We start from the raw sequence: 17388 nt of genomic DNA, 5'->3' as shown, positions 1-17388 counted from the left end.
TCATGTGAATTACTGATCGGGCGGCCCGGTTCAGCCGGCTTCGCCCGGGATGCCGAGCAGGGCGAGGAACGCCGCGGTCGCCGGGGTGGGCCCGGTGCGCGGCCAGACCACCGTCTCGATCCGGGTCGGCGCGTCGGTGACCTCGACGACCGCGATGCCGGCCAACTGCGGGACGTACGCGGCGGGCAGCATGGCCACCGCCAGGCCCGGTCCGACCAGGCGCGGGATGTAGGAGGCCTCGTCCACCTCGAAGGCCACGTCGCGCACCAGCCCGGCGGCGGCGAACGCCAGGTCGGTCTGGGCCCGGCCCGCGCTGCCCGCCGGGAGGTCGACGAAGGGCTCGGCGGCCAGCTCGCGCAGCGGCACCCGCTCCCGGGCGGCCAGCGGGTGGTCCGGGGAGACGGCGGCCACCAGCCGGCCGCGGGCGAGTTCGCGGGCCGTGACGCCCTCGGGCCGGAAGGTGGTGGGTAGCCCGAGGAAGGCGACGTCCAGGGCCCCCTGGCGGACCTGCTCGACCAGGTCCTTGCTGGCGCCCACCCGAAGGCTGATCCGCACCCGGGGGTGCCGGCCGCGGAACTCGCGCAGCCCGGCCGGGATGTCCACCGCGGTGACGGTCGAGATCAGCCCGACCGCGAGCCGCCCGCGCACCTCGCCGACCGCCGCCGCGACCTCGGCGGCCGCCCGCTCGGCCGCCTCCAGGCACTGCCGGGCGGCCGGCAGGAACGCCTCCCCGGCGTCGGTCAGCCGGACCTTGCGGCTGGTGCGTTCGAACAGACGGGCGCCCAGCTCCTGTTCGAGCCGGGCGATCTGGTGGCTGAGCGCCGACTGCACGACCAGGCAGCGCTCGGCGGCCCGGGTGAAGCTCAGTGTCTCGGCGACCGCGAGGACGTAGCGCAACTGCTGGAGTTCCATGGGATCCATCTTGAATCGAGATCAATGAGCTGACAAACATGTGTTGGACTCATCGATCGGGCCGGGGTCAGACTGCTGGACATGAGAGCGAACATCGGCACCACCTCGACCCCCAGCCCGCTCGACACCCCTGCCCCGCACGCCGGTCCGCCCCGGAACGGCAGCGGCGCGGACACCGGATCCGGCACCCTGCGCCGCACCGCGCTCACCGCGCTGGCCCCGATGGTGTGGGGCACCACCTACGTGGTCACCACCGAACTGCTGCCCCCCGGCCACCCGATGTTCGCCGCCCTGCTGCGCGCCCTGCCCGCCGGACTGATCGCACTCGCCCTCACCCGGACGCTGCCGCGCGGCAGTTGGTGGGGCAAGGCCGCCGTGCTCGGCGTGCTGAACATCGGCCTGTTCCTGCCGCTGCTGTTCACCGCCGCCGAACGCCTCCCCGGCGGCGTGGCCGCCACCCTCGGCGCGGCCCAGCCGATGGTCGTCGCGCTGCTCGCCGTTCCGGTGCTCCGGCAGCGGCTGTCGGCCAGGCGGCTCGGCTGGGCGCTGGTGGGGGTGCTCGGCGTCGGGCTGGTGGTGATCGGCCCGGCCGCGGCGCTGGACGCCGTCGGGGTGGCCGCCGGGCTGGGCGGCGCCGCCACCATGGGCCTCGGCGTCACGCTCACCAAGCGCTGGGGGCGCCCCGAGGGCGTCGGCCCGCTCGCGCTGACGGGCTGGCAGCTCACCGCCGGCGGACTGTTCCTGCTGCCCGCCACCTTCCTGTTCGAGGGTGCGGCCCCCGCGGTCGACGGCCGGGCCGCGCTCGGTTACCTGTGGCTCGGCCTGATCGGCGGGCTGCTCACGTACGCGCTCTGGTTCCAGGGCATCGGCCGGCTCCCGGTCACCAGCGTCGCGGTGCTGGGCCTGCTGTCGCCGCTGGTCGCGGCGGTGCTGGGTGCGCTGCTGCTGGGGCAGACCCTCGGGCCGGTGCAACTGCTGGGCTTCGCGCTGGCGCTGGCGTCGATCGTGGCCGGGCAGCTGCCCGAGCGGCGCGCGGCCGGCCGAGGCTGAGCGGCCGGGGCTGAGCGGCCGCCGGGCGCGGGCGCCCGGGTCAGATCCGGCGGATGGTGCTGATGGTCAGGGCGTCGACCGCCATGGTGCGGACCGGCGCCCCGGGCTTCGGTGCGTGCACCACCGTGCCGTTGCCGATGTACATGCCGACGTGGTCCTGGGCGCCGTGCACGTTGTAGATCACCAGGTCGCCCGGCTGGGCGTTGTGCCAGTCGCGGCCCACGCTGCTGCCGGCGCCGGCCTGCTCCTGCGAGGTGCGCGGCAGGTGCACGCCGGCCTGTGCGTACGCGTACACCATCAGCCCGGAGCAGTCGAAGCTGTTCGGCCCCTGGGCGCCCCAGACGTACGGCTTGCCCCGCTGGGCGAGCGCGATCTCCACGGCGGCCTGGGCGGCGGCGCTGCCCGCCTTCGGCAGGGAGCCGAGGTCCACCCGGTCGGAGCCGCGCGAGGCGGTGCCCTCGTTGTCGGCCAGGATCGCGGCGCGGTCGGCGGCGCTGAGCTGGTTGAGCAGCCGGCGCGACTCGGCGAGCTTGGATGGCGGCCTGGTCGAAGGAGGACGCCTTGGCCAGGTACTGGTCCGGGTCGGCGGAGAGGATCAGCTGCATCGACGGGTCGACGCCGCCCTGCCGGTACTCGTCCGCGGCGACCACCGCGAGCCCCGAGGCCAGCTCGGTCAGCTGCTCCTGGCTGCGGGCCACCTGGTCCTGCAGCTGCCCGGCCTGCTGGCGCAGCTGGTCGGCCCGCTCCTTGGCGCCGTTGTACTTCTCGGTGGCCTGCTCCATCTCCTCGGACAGCTTGTCGACCTGGGCCTTCACCTCGTCCTTGGACGGCTGGGCGGGCGCCGCCTGCGCGCCGACCTGGGCCGAGAGGGCGACCGCGGTCGCGGCGGCGCCCGTGAGGACGACCACCCGGGCGCGACTCGGCTGCTTGGGGCGGCGGTGGGAGGCCATCGAGGCTCCTTCTTCCGGTCAGACTCATTCGTTCGAGTGATCGTCCGAATATAGGTTTGACGCCAGACCGTAATGAAATACCGGCGCCGCGTCCACCCCCGAAGCCCTCGAACCGTGCTGCGGACGGTGGTCACTGACTGTACGTCAACCCCGGCCGGGGCCGGGCGGTGACCCCGGGCGCGGCGGCGGACGGGGCCGGACACAGAATGGGTGCGTGCTCGAACTGACCACGGAGGAACGACTCCGCGCCGCCACCGACGATGACAGCGTGCTCGTCTGGGCCGCCCAGGGACTCGCCGGCGGCGCCCGCACCTGGACCCGCGGCCGGGCCGTCGCCGTCACCACCCCCGCCCTCTCCGGCCGCGACCGGATCGCCGTCCGCGGCCCCCTCGCGGACCTGCTGCCGCTGCTGGACGAGGTGCTGGCCCTCGTCGGCCCGGGCTACCGCCCGTTCGGCGACGCCGGGCTGCTCGCCGAACTCTGCGCCCACCGGGACGGCCTGGAACCGCTCGGAAGCTTCGGGTGGATGCAGCGCACCGCGACCGGCCTGCCGCCGCTCGGCGGCCTCGACGGGGCCGGTGCCCACCGGGGCGACGGCGGGCGGCCGGTCGCGCGCTGGCTCGCGCCCGGCGAACTGGACGAGGCGGCGGAGCTGATCGACCGGCACTTCCCGGCCTCGCACGCCCACCCGCACCGGCCGGGCGTCCGGGCCTGGGCGGGCGTCCGCGACGAGGAGGGGCGGCTCACCGCCGTCGCCGCCGACGCCTGGCCCGCCCCGAGCGTCGGCCTGCTCGCGGGTGTCGTCAGCGATCCCGCGCACGGGCGCGGACGCGGGCACGCGGCCGCCGCCTGCCGGCTGGTGCTCGCCGGGATCCTCGGACGTTCGACGCACGCCGCACTGATGGTGGACGCCTGGAACGGACCGGCGATCGGGCTCTACCGGCGACTCGGCCTCGAACACCGGTCGCTGGGCGCGGCGGCGCAGCGGGGTGCGGCGGAAGGGCGCTGAGCGGGCGGCTGCGGCGCCCGGGGAGGCGGCGGTCGCGGTAGTGGGCGGGCCGTGCGGTACTGGTGCGGTGCGGGGGTGCGGGGGTTCGGTACTGGGGTGCGGGGGTGCGGGGGTTCGGTGCGGCGGTGCGGTGGCGGGGATCGTCGGCGGTGGTCGCTAGCGTGTTCGCATGACCGATGCCGAGCACGATCTGCGCCGTCTCCTGCCAGGCGGCGACCCGAGCGCCGTGGCCGGGCTGCTGCCGGCCGGGCGGCTGATCAGCCCCCTCGACGGCGGAGAGGACACCGCCCCCGTGCTCTGGCTGAGCGACGGGCCCGCACCGCTCGGGCTGTGGGAGGAACTCCACCGCGCGCACCCGCGCACCGGGCTGTGGCCACTGCTGCTCGCGCCGCTGCGGGCGGAGGACGAGGAGTTCAGGCCGTGGGGGACGGGCGAGCTCAGCACCGCCTCCGCCAGCGAACCCGACTGGTACGACCCGGCCGCACTGCTGCGCACCGGCTGGGAGTACTCCACGGTGGTGGACTCCGACGGCGAGCCGCTCGACCCGGAGGAGGCCTCCGAACTCGGGAGCTCCATCGCGCCGTTCCTCGACGGCTGGCCCGGCACCGCGCCCGCCGCCGAGCGGGTCGGCGACCCCGACGGGGCGGCCCGGGCGCTCGCCCGCGAACTGCTCGCGCGCGACGCGCGGCTGCGGATCGGACTGGTCGCCGCCGGCAGCGGGGCCGGGGCGCTCACCGCCTGCGGGTGGTCCGGCCCGGTCAACCACGAGGACGACATCGCCAAGGTGTCCGCCGTCCTGCTGGATTGGGAGCGCCGCTACGGCACCCGGCTGGTCCAGGTCGGCTTCGCGGACCTGGAGTTGAGCGTGGCCGCGCCGCCCGGCGACGAGCGCGGCGCGCTCCGGATCGCCGCCGAGCACCTGGCGTTCTGCCCCGACAACATCTTCCAGGGCGCGGGCACGCTCACCGAGTACGCCGCCGGGCTGATCGGGGCGGAGCGGTGGTCGTTCTGGTGGGACTGACCGGCCCCGCGGCCGGGCGGTCCCCCCGCGTTCGGCGAGAGCCCCGCCGCGGTTCCCGGCGCGACCTCCGGAACGGTTCCCGGCGCGGCCTGCGGCACGACTGCTGACGAGGCGTCAATTGTGCTTGACCGCGCTCCGCTCGGGCGAGTGAAGAATCGCACGAAGATTCGCTCCACGGGGTGGTTTGACCTCCGTAGGCCAGGGTTCCCGCCACAGCGGCCCCTAGGGTTGCCGACGAGACGAAAGGCAGCACGCGGCGCAGGTCGGACTACCGGGCCCGAAGTGCCCAGGGGGGAGCGAACCATGACGGGAACCACCAGCACGGGCGGCGGCGCCACCGGGAGCCGGGGCCGGGCCGGGGCGGCCGCCGCAGCGGCCGGAGCGGGCTCGATGCTGCGCCGCACCCTGGGCGAGCAGCGGATCGTACTGGTCGCCTGGCGGCTGCTGGTCCTGCAGAACGCGCACCCGGCGGTCGCCGCCGGAGTCGGCCAACTCTCCACCTACCGCAGCCACCCGTGGCGCCGCATCGAGCACACCATGGACAGCGGCCGCCGCCTGTTCTTCTCCGACCAGGAGGCACTGCGCCGGGAGATCCAACGGCTCGAACGCAGCCACCGCCGGATCACCGGGACCGACAGCCGGGGCCGCCCCTACACCGCGCTCGACCCGGCCGTCCGGGTCTGGGTGCTGGTGACCTTGTACGAGGCGATGACCGCCCTGCGGGCCCTCTCCGGGCGCCCGCTGACACCCGCCCAACTGGACCGACTCTACCGGGAGTTCCGCCAGGTCTGCGCGGCCTTCGAACTCCCCGACGAGCTGTTCCCGCCCACCGCCGCCGACGTCCCCGCGTACATCGACGCCACCATCAGGGACACCCTGGAACTCACCGAAACGGCCCAGGACATGCTGTACACCGTCCTGACCCGCGCACCGGCCCCGCGCCGCCTCGGCCGGTTGCGCCCCGCCTGGCCGCTGCTGCGCGGACTCGTCGCCCGCTTCCTGACCACGCTCACGCTGGCCGACCTGCCACCGGAGTTCCGCGCCAAGTTCGGTCTGCCACGCAGCCGGGGCGCGGCCGCGCTCTCCTGGGCCGTCCACCACGGAGCCCGGGTGGTCGCGGCGCAACTGCCCGACCGGCTGCGCTACCGCACCCTGCCCAGCGGCGACCGGGCCCGGCCGCAACGGGCCGGGGCGCCGCGTCCGGTCCGGCCCGTCCGACCACGCCGGGACAACCGGCCGGGGCGGATCGCCGCGTTCTACCGCCAGGTGATGGACCAGACCGGGGACGGGCGGCTGACCTCCGCCGACTTCGAGGCGATGGCGCACAACGTCTGCTGGCCCCTGGAACTGGACCAGGCCGGCGAGTCCGCCGTCTACGCGGCCTTCGACGCCTGGTGGCACCACCTGCTGGCCACCGCGGACACCGGCGGGAACGGGGAGATCTCCTGCGAGGAGTTCGTCACCGCGATGCTCGCCGGCATCGACCGCGACCCGACCTATCTCGCCCAGGGCCTGCACGTCGCGGTCCGCGCCATGTTCAGAGCCGCCGACCTCGACCACAGCGGCCTGCTGGACGCGGAGGAGTACCGCACCCTGTTCGGCGGCTCCCGCGTGCACCCGGCCGAACTGACCCACGGCTTCCGGCAACTGGACACCGACGGGGACGGCCAGATCACCGAGGAGGAGTTCGTGAACGGGTTCACCGATTTCTTCACCACCCGGACGGCGAGCACCGCCGGCACCCAGCTGCTCGGCCGACCATGACGGGATGACCCTGGCGCCCGGCCCGCCGCCCACCGGGAACTCCACCACCGGCGATCGGGTCCTTGACAACTGGACAGCGCGAAGGCGCGCGGGCCGGGGAAGCGGATCTCGCGGACCAGGGCACCGTCGGCCAGGAAGACCGCGCGGTCGGCGAAGGAGGCGGCGACCGGAGGCGGAACGGCGCAGGCGGGGCGACATGGTGAGGCCTTCCTGGGAGACGGCGCCCCGGTGAGGCTCGTTCCGGGACACCGTCAACGCTAGGAAAACCGCAGGTCACCCACCGCGGAGGCGGCGGGTGGCTCCGGGGTGGGGTCATCCTCGCCTCCGCCGGGCGGGCGGCCCCCGCTGCGCGGCCGAGGCTCCTCCCTGGGCGGGCCAGGTTCACAGCCGGACCGGTGCTCCGGTCAGGTCGGTGCTCCGGTCAGACCGGCTTCGCGGTCTGCTGCGGCGGTTGGTTGGTGGTTGCCAGCACCTCGCCGTGGAGCTTCGAGCCCGCGGTGCGGCGCACCTCGGCGACCTCGGAGTCGGCCACCGACACCGTGAGGGTGTAGGGCGCGGGCCCGGTGACCGTGTTGCCGCCGTCGGTCCGCGGCATCAGGCCGGCGGCCAGCGCCTGTGCGTCGACGCCCGGGCAGAGGGCGGCGGCCGGCAGCACCACGTGGGCGGACGCGCCGTCCTCGGTGACCAGCCAGCCCTGGCCGTCGGGGGTGTGGTCGGCGCCCCGCACCGTGGCGGGCAGCCCGTACGCGGCGGCCACCACGCCGTCCGGCCCCTCGATCTCGACCGCCACGCCCGAACCGCCCAGCGGTGCGGCGAGTGCCAGCGCGACGTCCGAACCGGAGCCGAGCCGCAGGTCGAACGCGAATTCACCGGGCTGGTCGGGCAGCCCGGCCTCCGCAGGCCGGTAGCCGTAGGAGTCGAAGCGCAGCCAGGGCCCGGTGGACTCCCCGCCAGGAAGCGGGTCGGCGGCGGCCGGGAAACGGTGGTAGCCGTGCTGCCCGCACTCGCTGCCGGCGAACGTGCCGCCGCCCGGAAGCGTCCGGTCGCCGGCGGGGCGCGGGCTGCCCGGCTGGGCGCCGGGGGACGCGATCTGCGGGGTGTGCGCCCGGTTCGGGCCGAACAGCAGCCCGCCGACCACCAGCAGGACGATCAGCGTGCCGAGCACGGCGGTCCAGCGCTCGCCCCGGCTGAGGGTGCGGAACCGGGCGCCGAGCGGTTCGCCGTCCCGGCGGCGGCGCGGCCCGCGGAGCCGGGAGAAGCGTCCGGGGCGCCCGGCGGAACGGCCCCGGCCGGAGCGGCGGGAAGCGGCCGGGCCGTCCATGGACCAGCGGCGGCCGCCGGGGTCGACCGGGGGTTCGCGGCGCCAGCGCTCGGCGAGCATCCGGGCCCGGGCGGACGGTTCGCTCACGGTCGCGGAGCGGACGAAATCCTCGTCCAGGACGAGCCCCTCGAACGGGTCCGGGGGCTCGACGGCATCGGGCTGGCGGCGGTCGGGCATTGCGCCAGTATGCCCGCCGGTGGTGTCGTCGCGGGACTATGTTCTGGATCACGGACGCGGCGACCCGGGAAGGCCCCGGTGCGGCCCGCCGTCCGGGGAGGGCGACCGTCGTGCCGCAGATCCTGATTGACCACTCGCCGGGCCTGGAGTTCGACGTGCTGGGCTTCGCGAAGGAGGTGCACCAGCTGATTCCCGAGGTCATCGACGCCCGGCTGGACGACTGCAAGACGCTGGTGCGTCCGGCCGCGCGGCACCTGGTCGGTGACGGCGCGTCGACGGACGCCGTGGTGATGGTGGAGATCAAGGTCCTGGCCGGCCGCAGTGCCGGGGCCAGGGGCGCGCTCACGGCCCGGGTGACCGACCTGCTGCGCGGGTACGTCCGGGTGCCGGCCGCGTTCTGCGTGGAGGTCACCGAACTCGACCGGGAGACCTACGTGTTCGTCGACCACCCCGGGCAGTGAGGGAAGGGCCCGACGACAGGGCAGGGGCGGGGCCGTGCCGAGCCGGGGTGGGCCGAGACCCGCCTGGCGACCGGGCCCGGCAGGGTCAGGCGGGGGCCGTTGGCGGGGCTTCACAGTCCAGGGGTGGACTCGTCGAAGAGCAGGCAGCGGGCCCGGTCGTTCAGATCGAGGGTGCGTCCGGAGACCACCTGGCGGCCCTGCCCGTCCACCTCCCGCGCGGTGTGGTGGATGCCCTTCGCCCGGCCCAGGTCGGGGACGCGGGCGGTGCGCTCCGGGTAGCCGCTGTCCGGGAGGAAGATCAGGTACTCCCAGTCGCGGGCCGGGTTGTGCACCGTGGAGCAGGTGTTGGGGGAGAGCCGGATGGTGGCGAAGCCCTTGTCGTTGGCCACCGCCGAGCGCCCGAACCCGAACGTCCCGGTGCGGGCCAGGTCCAGCCGGGGAGTGGTGGCGCCGCGCTTCTCCTGTCGGAACACCCGGATCCGGCCGGTCTGCCGTTCGTTGTAGTCCTCGTGCTCGTAGAGGCAGAACGCGTCGCTCGGGCAGGCCGCGACGCCGCGTCCGAACACCAGGTGGGTGTCGGAGCGTTGGGCGTCGGAGCGTTGGGTGCCGGCCGCGTTCGCGGGGCCCGCCGCGGCGGTCAGGAGCAAGAGCCCGGCCGCCGCGCAAGTGATCATCTTTTCCATGCCCCACCCAACGAGACCCCGACGGACCGGGTACGCGGAGGACCGCCTTTCATGACGGGCCGTCACCCGGGCGGCGGCTTTCCGTACTCAGCGTCACGACATGGCGTTGAAGTGTCACATCTGAACTGCCGCTTTCACCCGACGAACAGGCGAGCGCCCGGCTCGGCGCCGGTCGGACCGTTCGCCTGTCCGCTGGCGGGACGTGCTTGCGAGGTGATGCCGACCTGGATCGCCGAAGTGGCGGACGAAGCACTCGTACTCGATCCCTCTCACCGGACGGAGGAACTGCGGGTCGACACCTGGCTGATCGGTCCGGGCAGCGGACCGGCCCCGTCCGCCACCGAGGTGGTGGCAGCGTTCCGGGACACCGCCGACGGAATCCGGCGCCGCATCGCGGAACTGCCCTACGGCGGGCCCGCCGCCTTCTACGTCTGGCACGACCGGCAGGCCGGCCAACTGCGTCGCCCCACCGGTTCGGTGGACCGGGAGAGGCTGCCGTTCGGCGGTCCGTACTACCCGGTGACCGATCTGAAGCCGATCATCGATGGGCACCTGGCCGACGGGAGTCCGGGTTCGGTGCCGTGGGACGACCTGGAGGGAAGCGGAGACCTGGTCGAGCCGGAGCCCGAACCGTTCCCCGTGCGGGTCGCCGAGGTCGGGGCGTAGCCGGGAACGGCGGCTCGGGGCGGGCTTGCTTGTGCCGCTGCTCGGGGCATGTCTATGTTGGGCGGGAGTTCGACCGTTCGGCAGGATGCAAGAAGAGGTGCAGCGGCACGATGTGTGGCCCCCGCCCGGCAGCGCGGCACGGGAGCGGAGCCGGTTCGACCGGCGCTCCGCGGGCGAAGGAGGCGTGAGGTGACCGGCACTCCGGACGCCATCGGCGCCCTGCTCGGATCCGGCCCCCGGCGGGCCGTCCCGCTCCCCGAACCGGCCGAGCGCGAGCGCCTGCGGGTGCGGTACGGGCTGGGCAAGGCCGAGACCGCGCAGGCGCTGGGCATCAGCGCCAGCACGCTCACCGCCTGGGAGCAGGGACGCCGCGACCCGCAGGGCGAGGGCCGCGCCGCGTACGCGCGCCTGCTGGAGGGCATCGCCGCGCAGCTCGGACCGGAGGAAGAGCCGCCTTCCGCAGCGCCGGAGCCGGGGCCGGAGCCGGAGCCGGAGCCGCAGCCGCAGCCGGGAACGGTGGTGGTGGCGGAGCCCGTGGCGGCGCCGCAGCAGGCCGTGATGCTCGATCAGCACCCGGACGGTTCGCTGGTGATGGCCGCCGCCGCGCCGTGCGTGCAGTGCGGGCAGCCGTCGGTGTACCGCGCGCAGGGCAGGCCGATGCACCTCGGCGGCTTCTGCCGGCCACCCGCGCCCACGTCCGTTCCCGCGGCCGTACCCGCGCCTGTTCCCACAGCCGCAGCCACGCCCGTTCCCGCGCCCCTTGCCACGCCCGCGCCCGTTCCCGCGTCCGTTCCCACGCTCGCGCCCGCGCCGGACGCGCCGCCGGCGCCTGCCCGCAGGGCCAGGCCGGTGGCCGGGAAGGCGCGCAGGCCGGCCGCCGGGGCGGAGGACTGGGAGCAGGCCGCCGCCGCGCGCTTCCCGGCCGGGCCGCTGGCCGTGGTGGAGGTGGCGCCGGACGGGCTCGGGCTGGTGGCGTACGGCGCGGACGGCGCGGAGCTGCCCGGGGAGCGGCCGACCGGACGCGGCCTGGCCGGGCTGCTGGAGTGGGCGCTGACGGCGCGGCTCGGATCGGCCCGGCTGCACCGGTACGGCAAGGACGGCGACCCGCTGGTGGTGCTGACCGACGCCGCCGCCACCGAACTCGGCCTGCCGCCCGCCGGGCGCGACGAGAAGACCCAGTACGTCGCCCGGCTCGGCCGGCTGCCCGACACCCACAAGCAGGTCAAGGCGCTGGCCAAGGACGGCTGGCAACTCACCCGGCGCGGCTTCGGCCCCTGGGCCCGGATCTACCGCGAACCCGAGGCCGGCCGCCGGCAGTGCGTGCAGCTGTGCGTGCTGCCCTGGGGCGCGCTGGACGGCGGCGGCTGGAAGGTCCCCGACGGGCTCGCCGCGCCCGAACTCGCCCGCCTGCTCGGCACGTACGCCCGCCGGGTGCACACCCCGCGCGGCTCCACCGCCGTCTCCGGGCTGGAGCTCGTCACCGCGCTGCGCCCGCCGACCCGGCCGGTGCGCACCGGCAGCGGCTGGACGTCAGGGCCGGTGGAGGGCTCCCGGGCCCGGGCGTTCGACGCCGCGCCGCCCGAGGTCCCCGACGAGCACCCGCTGGCCGCCGAACGCGAGGACGACGCCGTCCTGGTCACCGAGGCCTGGGACTGGCACCGCCCGCTCACCGACGAGGAGGAGGCCGCGCCGTTCGCGGTCGGACTCGACGTCAACACGGCCTTCCTCGCCGCCGCCGGACGGCTCAACGTCCCGCTCTCCGAGCCCGTCCACGAGCTGGACCCGGTCTTCGACAAGAAGGTCCCCGGCAGTTGGCGCGCCGACCTCAGCGGCCTCGTCCTCGACCCGCTGCTGCCCAACCCGTTCACCGCCGACGGCAGCGCCCCGACCGGCCCCGCCTGGTACAGCACCGCCAAACTCGCGTACGCCGTCGAGCTCGGCGCCGACGTCCACCCCAGCGAGGGCTGGCTGCGCCACGAGTCGGGGCCCTACCTCGGCCCGTGGCACAAGCGGTTGCGGCAGGCGTACGTCGACACCATGGCCGCGCTCGGCGTCCCGCTCGACCTCGCCGACCGGGACCCGGCGGCCTTCCTGGCGGCGATGGCCGCGCTCGGCGAGGGCGACCCGGCCGAACTGGCCGTGCTCGGCGCCGTCAAGCAGACCGCCAAGGGCACCATCGGCAAGTTCCGCGAACGCCCGCGCGGCCTCGGCTACCGCCCCGGCCAGCGCTGGGCCGCACTCGACCGCCCGACCTGGGACCCGCTGGTGCGCGCCCTGGTGATCGACACCGCCACCGTCAACCTGCACCGCAAACTCGTCCGGCTGCACGCCGAACTCGGCACCCCGCCGTTCGCCGTGCTCTCCGACTGCGCGGTCTTCGCCGCCCCCGGGCCGTCCGCGCTGGACGTGCTGCGCCGCCCCGACGGCGGCCTGAGCGGCGCGCTGCGGCTCGGCGTCTCGCCCGGGCACGTCAAGTTCGAGGGCAGCCGGCCGCTCGCCGAGATCCGCGAACTGCTCGCCGACGGCGCCAACCCGGCCCGCCACATCAAGACCGGCGGCCTGGTCTCCGCCGACGAGTGAGCCGTCCCGGCCGAGCCGACCCGGCCGAACCGTCCCAGTCAAACCGTCCGGGCCGGACCGTCCGGGCCGGACCGTCCCGGCGCAGCAGTGAGGAAGTGACGCCCCGTGGGGGAGATCGACGAAGGACTCGAACGGGTCGAGCGGACCAGGCCGATCCCGCGCACCGTGCCCGCCCGGGTCCGGTACCTGGTCAAGCGCGCCAAGGGCTCCACCCGGGCGGTCGCCGCCGAGCTCGGGGTCTCCCAGCGCACCGTGCAGCGCTGGCTCAAGGGCACCATCGCCCCCAAGCCGGACGCCGCCCGCCGGATCGAGGAGCGGGTGCGGGCCACCTGGCAGCCCGGCGTGCGCCGCCGGGTCCGCCGCCGGGCCGAGGAGCAGGGCTTCATGCTGCACATCCAGGCCAGGTTCGGGTACAGCGCGGCGGGCGGTTCCACCGACGACCCGCGCGAGCGGCTGATCACCCAGCACCTGCCCGGCGACGTCGCCCGCGAGCTCTACGCCGCCCGCGACGCCGGGGCCCCGGAGGCCGAGCAGCAGCGCATCCTGGCCGCCGGGCTCCAGGAGCACTACTTCAAGGACCGGGGCCGCCGCGCGGAGGGCCTGACCGCCGAGATCAACGACCTGGGCTGGCTGGAGCTGGAGGTCTGACCCGCCGTCGCGCCGACAACCGGACGGGGCGGCGCGACCCGAGCGGCGCGGCCCGGGCGGCGAGGTTCGAACGGCGCGGCCCGGACGCTGGCGCGGCCGGTCGGGTGGCTAAGGTCGGGGCATGAGCGCTCGCTACCTCCTCCCGTACGCCCCCGACGTGATCGGCGGCCTGCCCGCCGGCATCGACGCCCTCGTGTGGGACGGGGAAGGCCCGGTGCCGCCGGACGAGGCGCTGCGCGGGGTGGAGTTCTTCTGCCTGCCCTACCTGCGGCACGCCGCCGCGCTCCCGCTGATCGGGCGCCTGCCGTCGCTGAAGGTGGTCCAGACGCTCACGGCCGGGATGGACGACGTGCTGCCGCACGTGCCGGCCGGTGTCGTCGCCCGCAACGCGCACGGGCTGCACGACGCCAGCACCGCCGAGCTGGCGGTGACGCTGGCCCTCGCCTCGCTGCGCGGCATCCCGCACTTCACCCGGCTCCAGGACCAGGGCCGGTGGAACCTGGAGTTCCACCAGTCCCTCGCCGACCGGACGGTGCTCATCCTCGGGTACGGCTCGATCGGCCGCGCGCTCGCCGCCCGCCTGGAGCCCTTCGAGTGCGAGGTCGTCAAGGTCGCCCGCCGGGCCCGCCCCGAGGAGCGGGTGCACGGCGTGCGGGAGCTGCCGGACCTGCTCCCGGACGCGGACGTCGTCGTGCTGCTGACGCCGCTGACCCCGGAGAGTCGGCACCTGGTCGACGCCGGCTTCCTGTCCCGGATGAAGGACGGCGCCCTGCTGGTCAACGTCGCCCGCGGGCCCGTCGTCGACACCGGGGCGCTCCTCGCGGAGCTCTCCGCGGGGCGGCTGCGGGCGGCGCTCGACGTCACCGACCCGGAGCCGCTGCCCGCCGACCACCCGCTCTGGCACGCCCCCGGCGTGCTGATCACCCCGCACGTCGGCGGTCCCAGCAGCGCCTTCCTGCCGCGGGCCAAGCGGCTGCTGCGCGAGCAGGTCCTGCGGTTCGAGAACGGCGAGCCGCCCGCTGCCGGGCACTGACCCGCCCGCCGCCGGGCGGCTCGCCGGAGGCTAGTGCGCCGCAGCGAGGTAGTCGAACCAGTCGAAGGCGACGGTGCCCTCGGTGGCGTACATGCCGATGACGCGGCCGGTGAAACCGGCGGCGACCTCGGTGGAGAGGTAGCGTCCCTCCAGTTCGGCGAGCGGCTCCGCGCCCGGGGCGTCGGGGTCGCCGAGCCAGCAGGCGATGGTGTCGGGGCCGAAGGGCTCGGTGCCGGCGAGCTCGGGGGACGGGGGCACCAGGTCGGTGGTGCGGACCGTCACGGTGAGGGTGAGCGGCCCCGGCGGTACCGGGCGGCGGGCCAGCGTCCGGCGCAGCGGGCCGATCCGGGCGACCACGCGGACCTCGCCCGCGCCGGCCTCCAGGTCGTAGTGGTGCGCCTCGTCCATCCGCACGCTCAGGCCGCCCCGTCCGGTGCCGGGGTCGAGCCGGGCCGAGACGCGGCAGTCGTGGTGCTGCTGGCGGCGGCCGACGAAGGTGTGGCCGGGCCGGTCGAGGGTGGGGCCGGTGGCGGTGAGGCAGAGCCAGCCGGGGCGCCCGGTCAGCGACCAGGAGCCGTCGGGGCGCGCGTGCGGGGAGATCCAGTGCGGCGCGAGCGCGGGTGCGTCGAAGTCGTCGCGGACGGGCGGCCCGGGGAACGGGTGCCAGGCGCCGCCGGGTGCGGGGTGGCGCTCGGCCACGGGCGCGACGACGGGCCAGCCGTCCTCGTCCCACTCCACGGGGGTGAGGAAGGTCTCCCGGCCGAGCACGTGGAAGTTGGGCGAGAAGCCGCGCGGCCGGGTGCCGAGCAGCACCATCCACCAGGTGCCGTCGGGCGCGGTGACCAGGTCGCCGTGGCCGGTGCTCTGGACGGGCCGGTCGGTGCCGCTGTGGGACAGCACGGGGTTGGCCGGCGCGCCCTCCCAGGGGCCGCGCGGGGAACGGGCGCGGGCGACGGAGACGGCGTGGCCGCGTTCGGTGCCCCCTTCGGCGATCAGCAGGTACCACCAGTCGCCGATCCGGTAGAGGTGCGGCGCCTCGGGCCACTTGAGGCCGGTGCCCGACCAGGTGGGGAAGGGCCCCTCCAGCACCCGGCCCCCGACCGGGTCGATCCGGGCGAGCTGGATGCCGGGGGAGGTGAAGGCGGCCCAGCAGGTGCCGTCCTCCTCCCAGGCGAGGTCCGGGTCGATCCCGGGCAGGTCGATCCACACCGGGTCCGACCAGGGGCCCTCGGGCCGCTCCGCGGTCACGATGAAGTTGCCGCCCTCGGTGACGTTGGTGTCGATCACCCAGAAGCGGCCGTCGTGGTGACGGATCGTCGGCGCGTAGAGGCCGCGCGAGGCGGTGCTGCCGGGCAGCGGCAGCGGCAGCTGCCCGGGGCGGTCGAGCACGTTGCCGATCTGCCGCCAGTGCACCAGGTCCCTGCTGTGGAAGACCGGCAGCCCGGGGAAGTACTCGAAGCTGGAGCACACCAGGTAGTAGTCGTCACCGACCCGGCACACGCTCGGGTCCGGGTGGAACCCGCTGATCACGGGGTTGTCGTACGTCCGCACGGGGCGGTCCTTTCGAAGAGCTGCTGCGTGCCGTCGTTCAGCCGAGGGCGATCGCGGTCCACGACACCGGCGGCAGTTCGACGCTGAGCACGCCGTCGGCGAGGGTCGCGCTCGGGTTCGCGGACGGCGTCACCCGGAGCTGCTCCTCGAAGGTGTTCTTCGCGTACGGGTCGGGGTCGGCGAGCGTGAGCGCCTCGACGACGCGGGACACCGGGAGGCCGCGGACGTCGACGGTGATCCGGGCCGGCTCCGCCAGGTCGCGGTTGACGAGGAAGACCGCGGCCCGGTCCTCGTCGACGGTCGCGACGGCGTCGATCACGGACGCCTCGCCGTGCCGTGCCGTCAGGTACGTCGGGGCGTCGATCACCGGCCGGATCACCTCGCCGGAGGCGAGCCGGCTGGTGATCGAGAACGGATAGAAGGTGGTCTGCCGCCAGGCCGGGCCGCCGGGCTCGGTCATGATCGGCGCGATCACGTTGACGAGCTGGGCCAGCGAGGCCGAGGTGACGCGGTCGCCGCGCTTGAGGAGCGTCATCAGCAGGTTGCCCACGACGACGGCGTCCGCCACCGTGTACTTGTCCTCCAGCTGCCGGGGGGCGTGCCGCCACTCGTCGTTGACGTCCTCGGACGCCTTGTGCTCCTCGAGGTACCAGACGTTCCACTCGTCGAAGGAGATGTCGATCCGCTTCTTCGACTGCCGCTTGTGCCCGACGTGGTCGGCGGTGGCGAGCACGGTGTCGATGAAGAACTCCATGTCGACCGAGGAGGCGAGGAAGGAGCCGAGGTCGCCGTCGTGCACCTGGTAGTAGGCGTGGCAGGAGACGTAGTCGACGTAGTCGTAGCTGTGCTCCAGGACCGTGCGCTCCCAGTCGCCGAACGTCGGCATGCCGGATCCGGAGGAGCCGCAGACGACGAGTTCGAGGTCCTTGTCGGCGGCCTTCATCGCGGCGGCGGTGCGGGCGGCGATCTTGCCGTAGTCGTCGGCCGTCATGAAGCCGGTCTGCCACGGCCCGTCCATCTCGTTGCCGAGGCACCACATCCGCACGTTGTGCGGCTCCGGGGTGCCGTTGGCGACGCGCAGGTCGGAGAGGGCCGTGCCGGACGGGTGGTTGGCGTACTCGAGCAGGTCCAGGGCGGGCAGGATGCCGCGGGTGGCGACGTTGACCGCCAGCATCAGCTCGGAGTCGGTGAGCTTGAGCCACCTGGCGAACTCGTCGAGGCCGACCTGGTTCGACTCCAGCGAGTGCCAGGAGAGGTCGCGCCGCACCGGGCGGTTCGCGCGCGGGCCGACCGAGTCCTCCCAGCGGAAGCCGGAGACGAAGTTCCCGCCGGGGTAGCGGACGGTCGTGGTGCCGAGTTCCCGGACGAGTTCGACGACGTCCATCCGGAACCCGTCCTCGTTCGCGGTCGGGTGGCCCGGCTCGTACAGCCCGGTGTACACGCAGCGGCCGAGGTGCTCGACGAACGAGCCGAAGGTGCGGCGCCGGACGGGGGCGATGACGGCCCGTCGGTCGAGTTCGATGTGGGCGCGGGGCAAGTGAGGGTCCTTTCAGCGGGTCGGT

The 17388-nt window shown here is 75.0% G+C and carries 14 protein-coding genes and 1 pseudogene; 9 read left to right on the top strand and 6 right to left on the bottom strand.

The genetic code is table 11. The features are described 5' to 3' along the window. Positions 1-30: 30 nt before the first annotated feature. Entirely contained in the window at positions 31-912 is an 882-nt protein-coding gene (locus OO48_RS28365; protein WP_033221325.1) for a LysR family transcriptional regulator, read from the bottom strand. Between the two features lie 81 nt (positions 913-993). Between OO48_RS28365 and OO48_RS28360 the strand changes: the two genes are divergently transcribed. Next, complete coding sequence (locus OO48_RS28360; protein WP_280842436.1) at positions 994-1962, top strand: EamA family transporter; 969 nt, start codon at positions 994-996, stop codon at positions 1960-1962. Positions 1963-2002: 40 nt separating this feature from the next. On the opposite strand, the pseudogene OO48_RS34615 reads toward OO48_RS28360, so the two are convergent. After that, a pseudogene (locus tag OO48_RS34615) lies at positions 2003-2912 on the bottom strand (NlpC/P60 family protein). Between the two features lie 214 nt (positions 2913-3126). Between OO48_RS34615 and OO48_RS28350 the strand changes: the two are divergent. From OO48_RS28350 to OO48_RS28340, 3 genes are all read left to right on the top strand, one after another. Continuing rightward, complete coding sequence (locus tag OO48_RS28350; RefSeq protein WP_051732980.1) at positions 3127-3921, top strand: GNAT family N-acetyltransferase; 795 nt, start codon at positions 3127-3129, stop codon at positions 3919-3921. 169 nt (positions 3922-4090) lie between these two features. Further along, positions 4091-4942 carry a DUF4253 domain-containing protein gene (locus OO48_RS28345; protein ID WP_063830754.1) on the top strand — a complete coding sequence of 284 codons (852 nt, stop codon included), beginning with the start codon at positions 4091-4093 and terminating at the stop codon, positions 4940-4942. A gap of 303 nt (positions 4943-5245) precedes the next feature. After that, positions 5246-6706, top strand: coding sequence for an oxygenase MpaB family protein (locus OO48_RS28340; protein WP_245194839.1), 1461 nt, complete (start codon positions 5246-5248; stop codon positions 6704-6706). A gap of 421 nt (positions 6707-7127) precedes the next feature. On the opposite strand, the gene OO48_RS37705 is transcribed toward OO48_RS28340, so the two are convergent. After that, complete coding sequence (locus tag OO48_RS37705; RefSeq protein ID WP_063830753.1) at positions 7128-8204, bottom strand: SCO2583/SCO2584 N-terminal domain-containing protein; 1077 nt, start codon at positions 8202-8204, stop codon at positions 7128-7130. A 110-nt stretch (positions 8205-8314) separates the two neighbouring features. On the opposite strand from OO48_RS37705, the gene OO48_RS28325 reads away from it, so the two are divergent. Then, positions 8315-8665, top strand: a complete 351-nt coding sequence (locus tag OO48_RS28325) for a 5-carboxymethyl-2-hydroxymuconate Delta-isomerase (RefSeq protein WP_033221350.1) — start codon at positions 8315-8317, stop codon at positions 8663-8665. Positions 8666-8775: 110 nt separating this feature from the next. Here OO48_RS28325 and OO48_RS28320 read toward each other — a convergent pair whose 3' ends face one another. Continuing rightward, complete coding sequence (locus tag OO48_RS28320) at positions 8776-9348, bottom strand: hypothetical protein (RefSeq protein ID WP_157845556.1); 573 nt, start codon at positions 9346-9348, stop codon at positions 8776-8778. A 51-nt stretch (positions 9349-9399) separates the two neighbouring features. Between OO48_RS28320 and OO48_RS28315 the strand changes: the two genes are divergently transcribed. The 4 genes from OO48_RS28315 (at position 9400) to OO48_RS28300 (ending at position 14275) form a co-directional block, all read left to right on the top strand. Then, positions 9400-10014: a hypothetical protein gene (locus OO48_RS28315; protein WP_245194838.1), complete on the top strand. Its 615-nt coding sequence runs from the start codon at positions 9400-9402 to the stop codon at positions 10012-10014. A 189-nt stretch (positions 10015-10203) separates the two neighbouring features. Then, entirely contained in the window at positions 10204-12594 is a 2391-nt protein-coding gene (gene tap, locus OO48_RS28310) for a telomere-associated protein Tap (protein WP_063830752.1), read from the top strand. A gap of 105 nt (positions 12595-12699) precedes the next feature. Further along, positions 12700-13242 carry a telomere-protecting terminal protein Tpg gene (gene tpg, locus OO48_RS28305; RefSeq protein ID WP_033221322.1) on the top strand — a complete coding sequence of 181 codons (543 nt, stop codon included), beginning with the start codon at positions 12700-12702 and terminating at the stop codon, positions 13240-13242. A gap of 121 nt (positions 13243-13363) precedes the next feature. Then, entirely contained in the window at positions 13364-14275 is a 912-nt protein-coding gene (locus OO48_RS28300; protein WP_033221320.1) for a 2-hydroxyacid dehydrogenase, read from the top strand. Between the two features lie 30 nt (positions 14276-14305). On the opposite strand, the gene OO48_RS28295 is transcribed toward OO48_RS28300, so the two are convergent. Both OO48_RS28295 and arfA read right to left on the bottom strand, forming a co-directional pair. Then, entirely contained in the window at positions 14306-15826 is a 1521-nt protein-coding gene (locus tag OO48_RS28295; protein ID WP_033221318.1) for a glycoside hydrolase family 43 protein, read from the bottom strand. 37 nt (positions 15827-15863) lie between these two features. After that, positions 15864-17363: an arabinosylfuranosidase ArfA gene (arfA, locus tag OO48_RS28290; RefSeq protein WP_033221316.1), complete on the bottom strand. Its 1500-nt coding sequence runs from the start codon at positions 17361-17363 to the stop codon at positions 15864-15866. Between the last annotated feature and the right edge of the window lie 25 nt (positions 17364-17388).

Origin of the sequence: Kitasatospora phosalacinea, from assembly GCF_000716545.1 — a bacterium.
GTDB lineage: Bacteria > Actinomycetota > Actinomycetes > Streptomycetales > Streptomycetaceae > Kitasatospora > Kitasatospora phosalacinea.
The sequence above is the reverse complement of the archived record's forward strand: the minus strand, read 5'-3'. Positions and strand labels throughout refer to the sequence as shown.

Excerpts from the sequence above, each read along its gene's own strand:
- OO48_RS28365 (WP_033221325.1), bottom strand. The coding sequence starts at position 912 with ATGGAACTCCAGCAGTTGCGCTACGTCCTCGCGGTCGCCGAGACACTG.
- OO48_RS28360 (WP_280842436.1), top strand. The coding sequence starts at position 994 with ATGAGAGCGAACATCGGCACCACCTCGACCCCCAGCCCGCTCGACACC.
- OO48_RS28345 (WP_063830754.1), top strand. The coding sequence starts at position 4,091 with ATGACCGATGCCGAGCACGATCTGCGCCGTCTCCTGCCAGGCGGCGAC.
- OO48_RS28340 (WP_245194839.1), top strand. The coding sequence starts at position 5,246 with ATGACGGGAACCACCAGCACGGGCGGCGGCGCCACCGGGAGCCGGGGC.
- OO48_RS37705 (WP_063830753.1), bottom strand. The coding sequence starts at position 8,204 with ATGCCCGACCGCCGCCAGCCCGATGCCGTCGAGCCCCCGGACCCGTTC.
- OO48_RS28320 (WP_157845556.1), bottom strand. The coding sequence starts at position 9,348 with ATGGAAAAGATGATCACTTGCGCGGCGGCCGGGCTCTTGCTCCTGACC.
- OO48_RS28315 (WP_245194838.1), top strand. The coding sequence starts at position 9,400 with ATGACGGGCCGTCACCCGGGCGGCGGCTTTCCGTACTCAGCGTCACGA.
- OO48_RS28300 (WP_033221320.1), top strand. The coding sequence starts at position 13,364 with ATGAGCGCTCGCTACCTCCTCCCGTACGCCCCCGACGTGATCGGCGGC.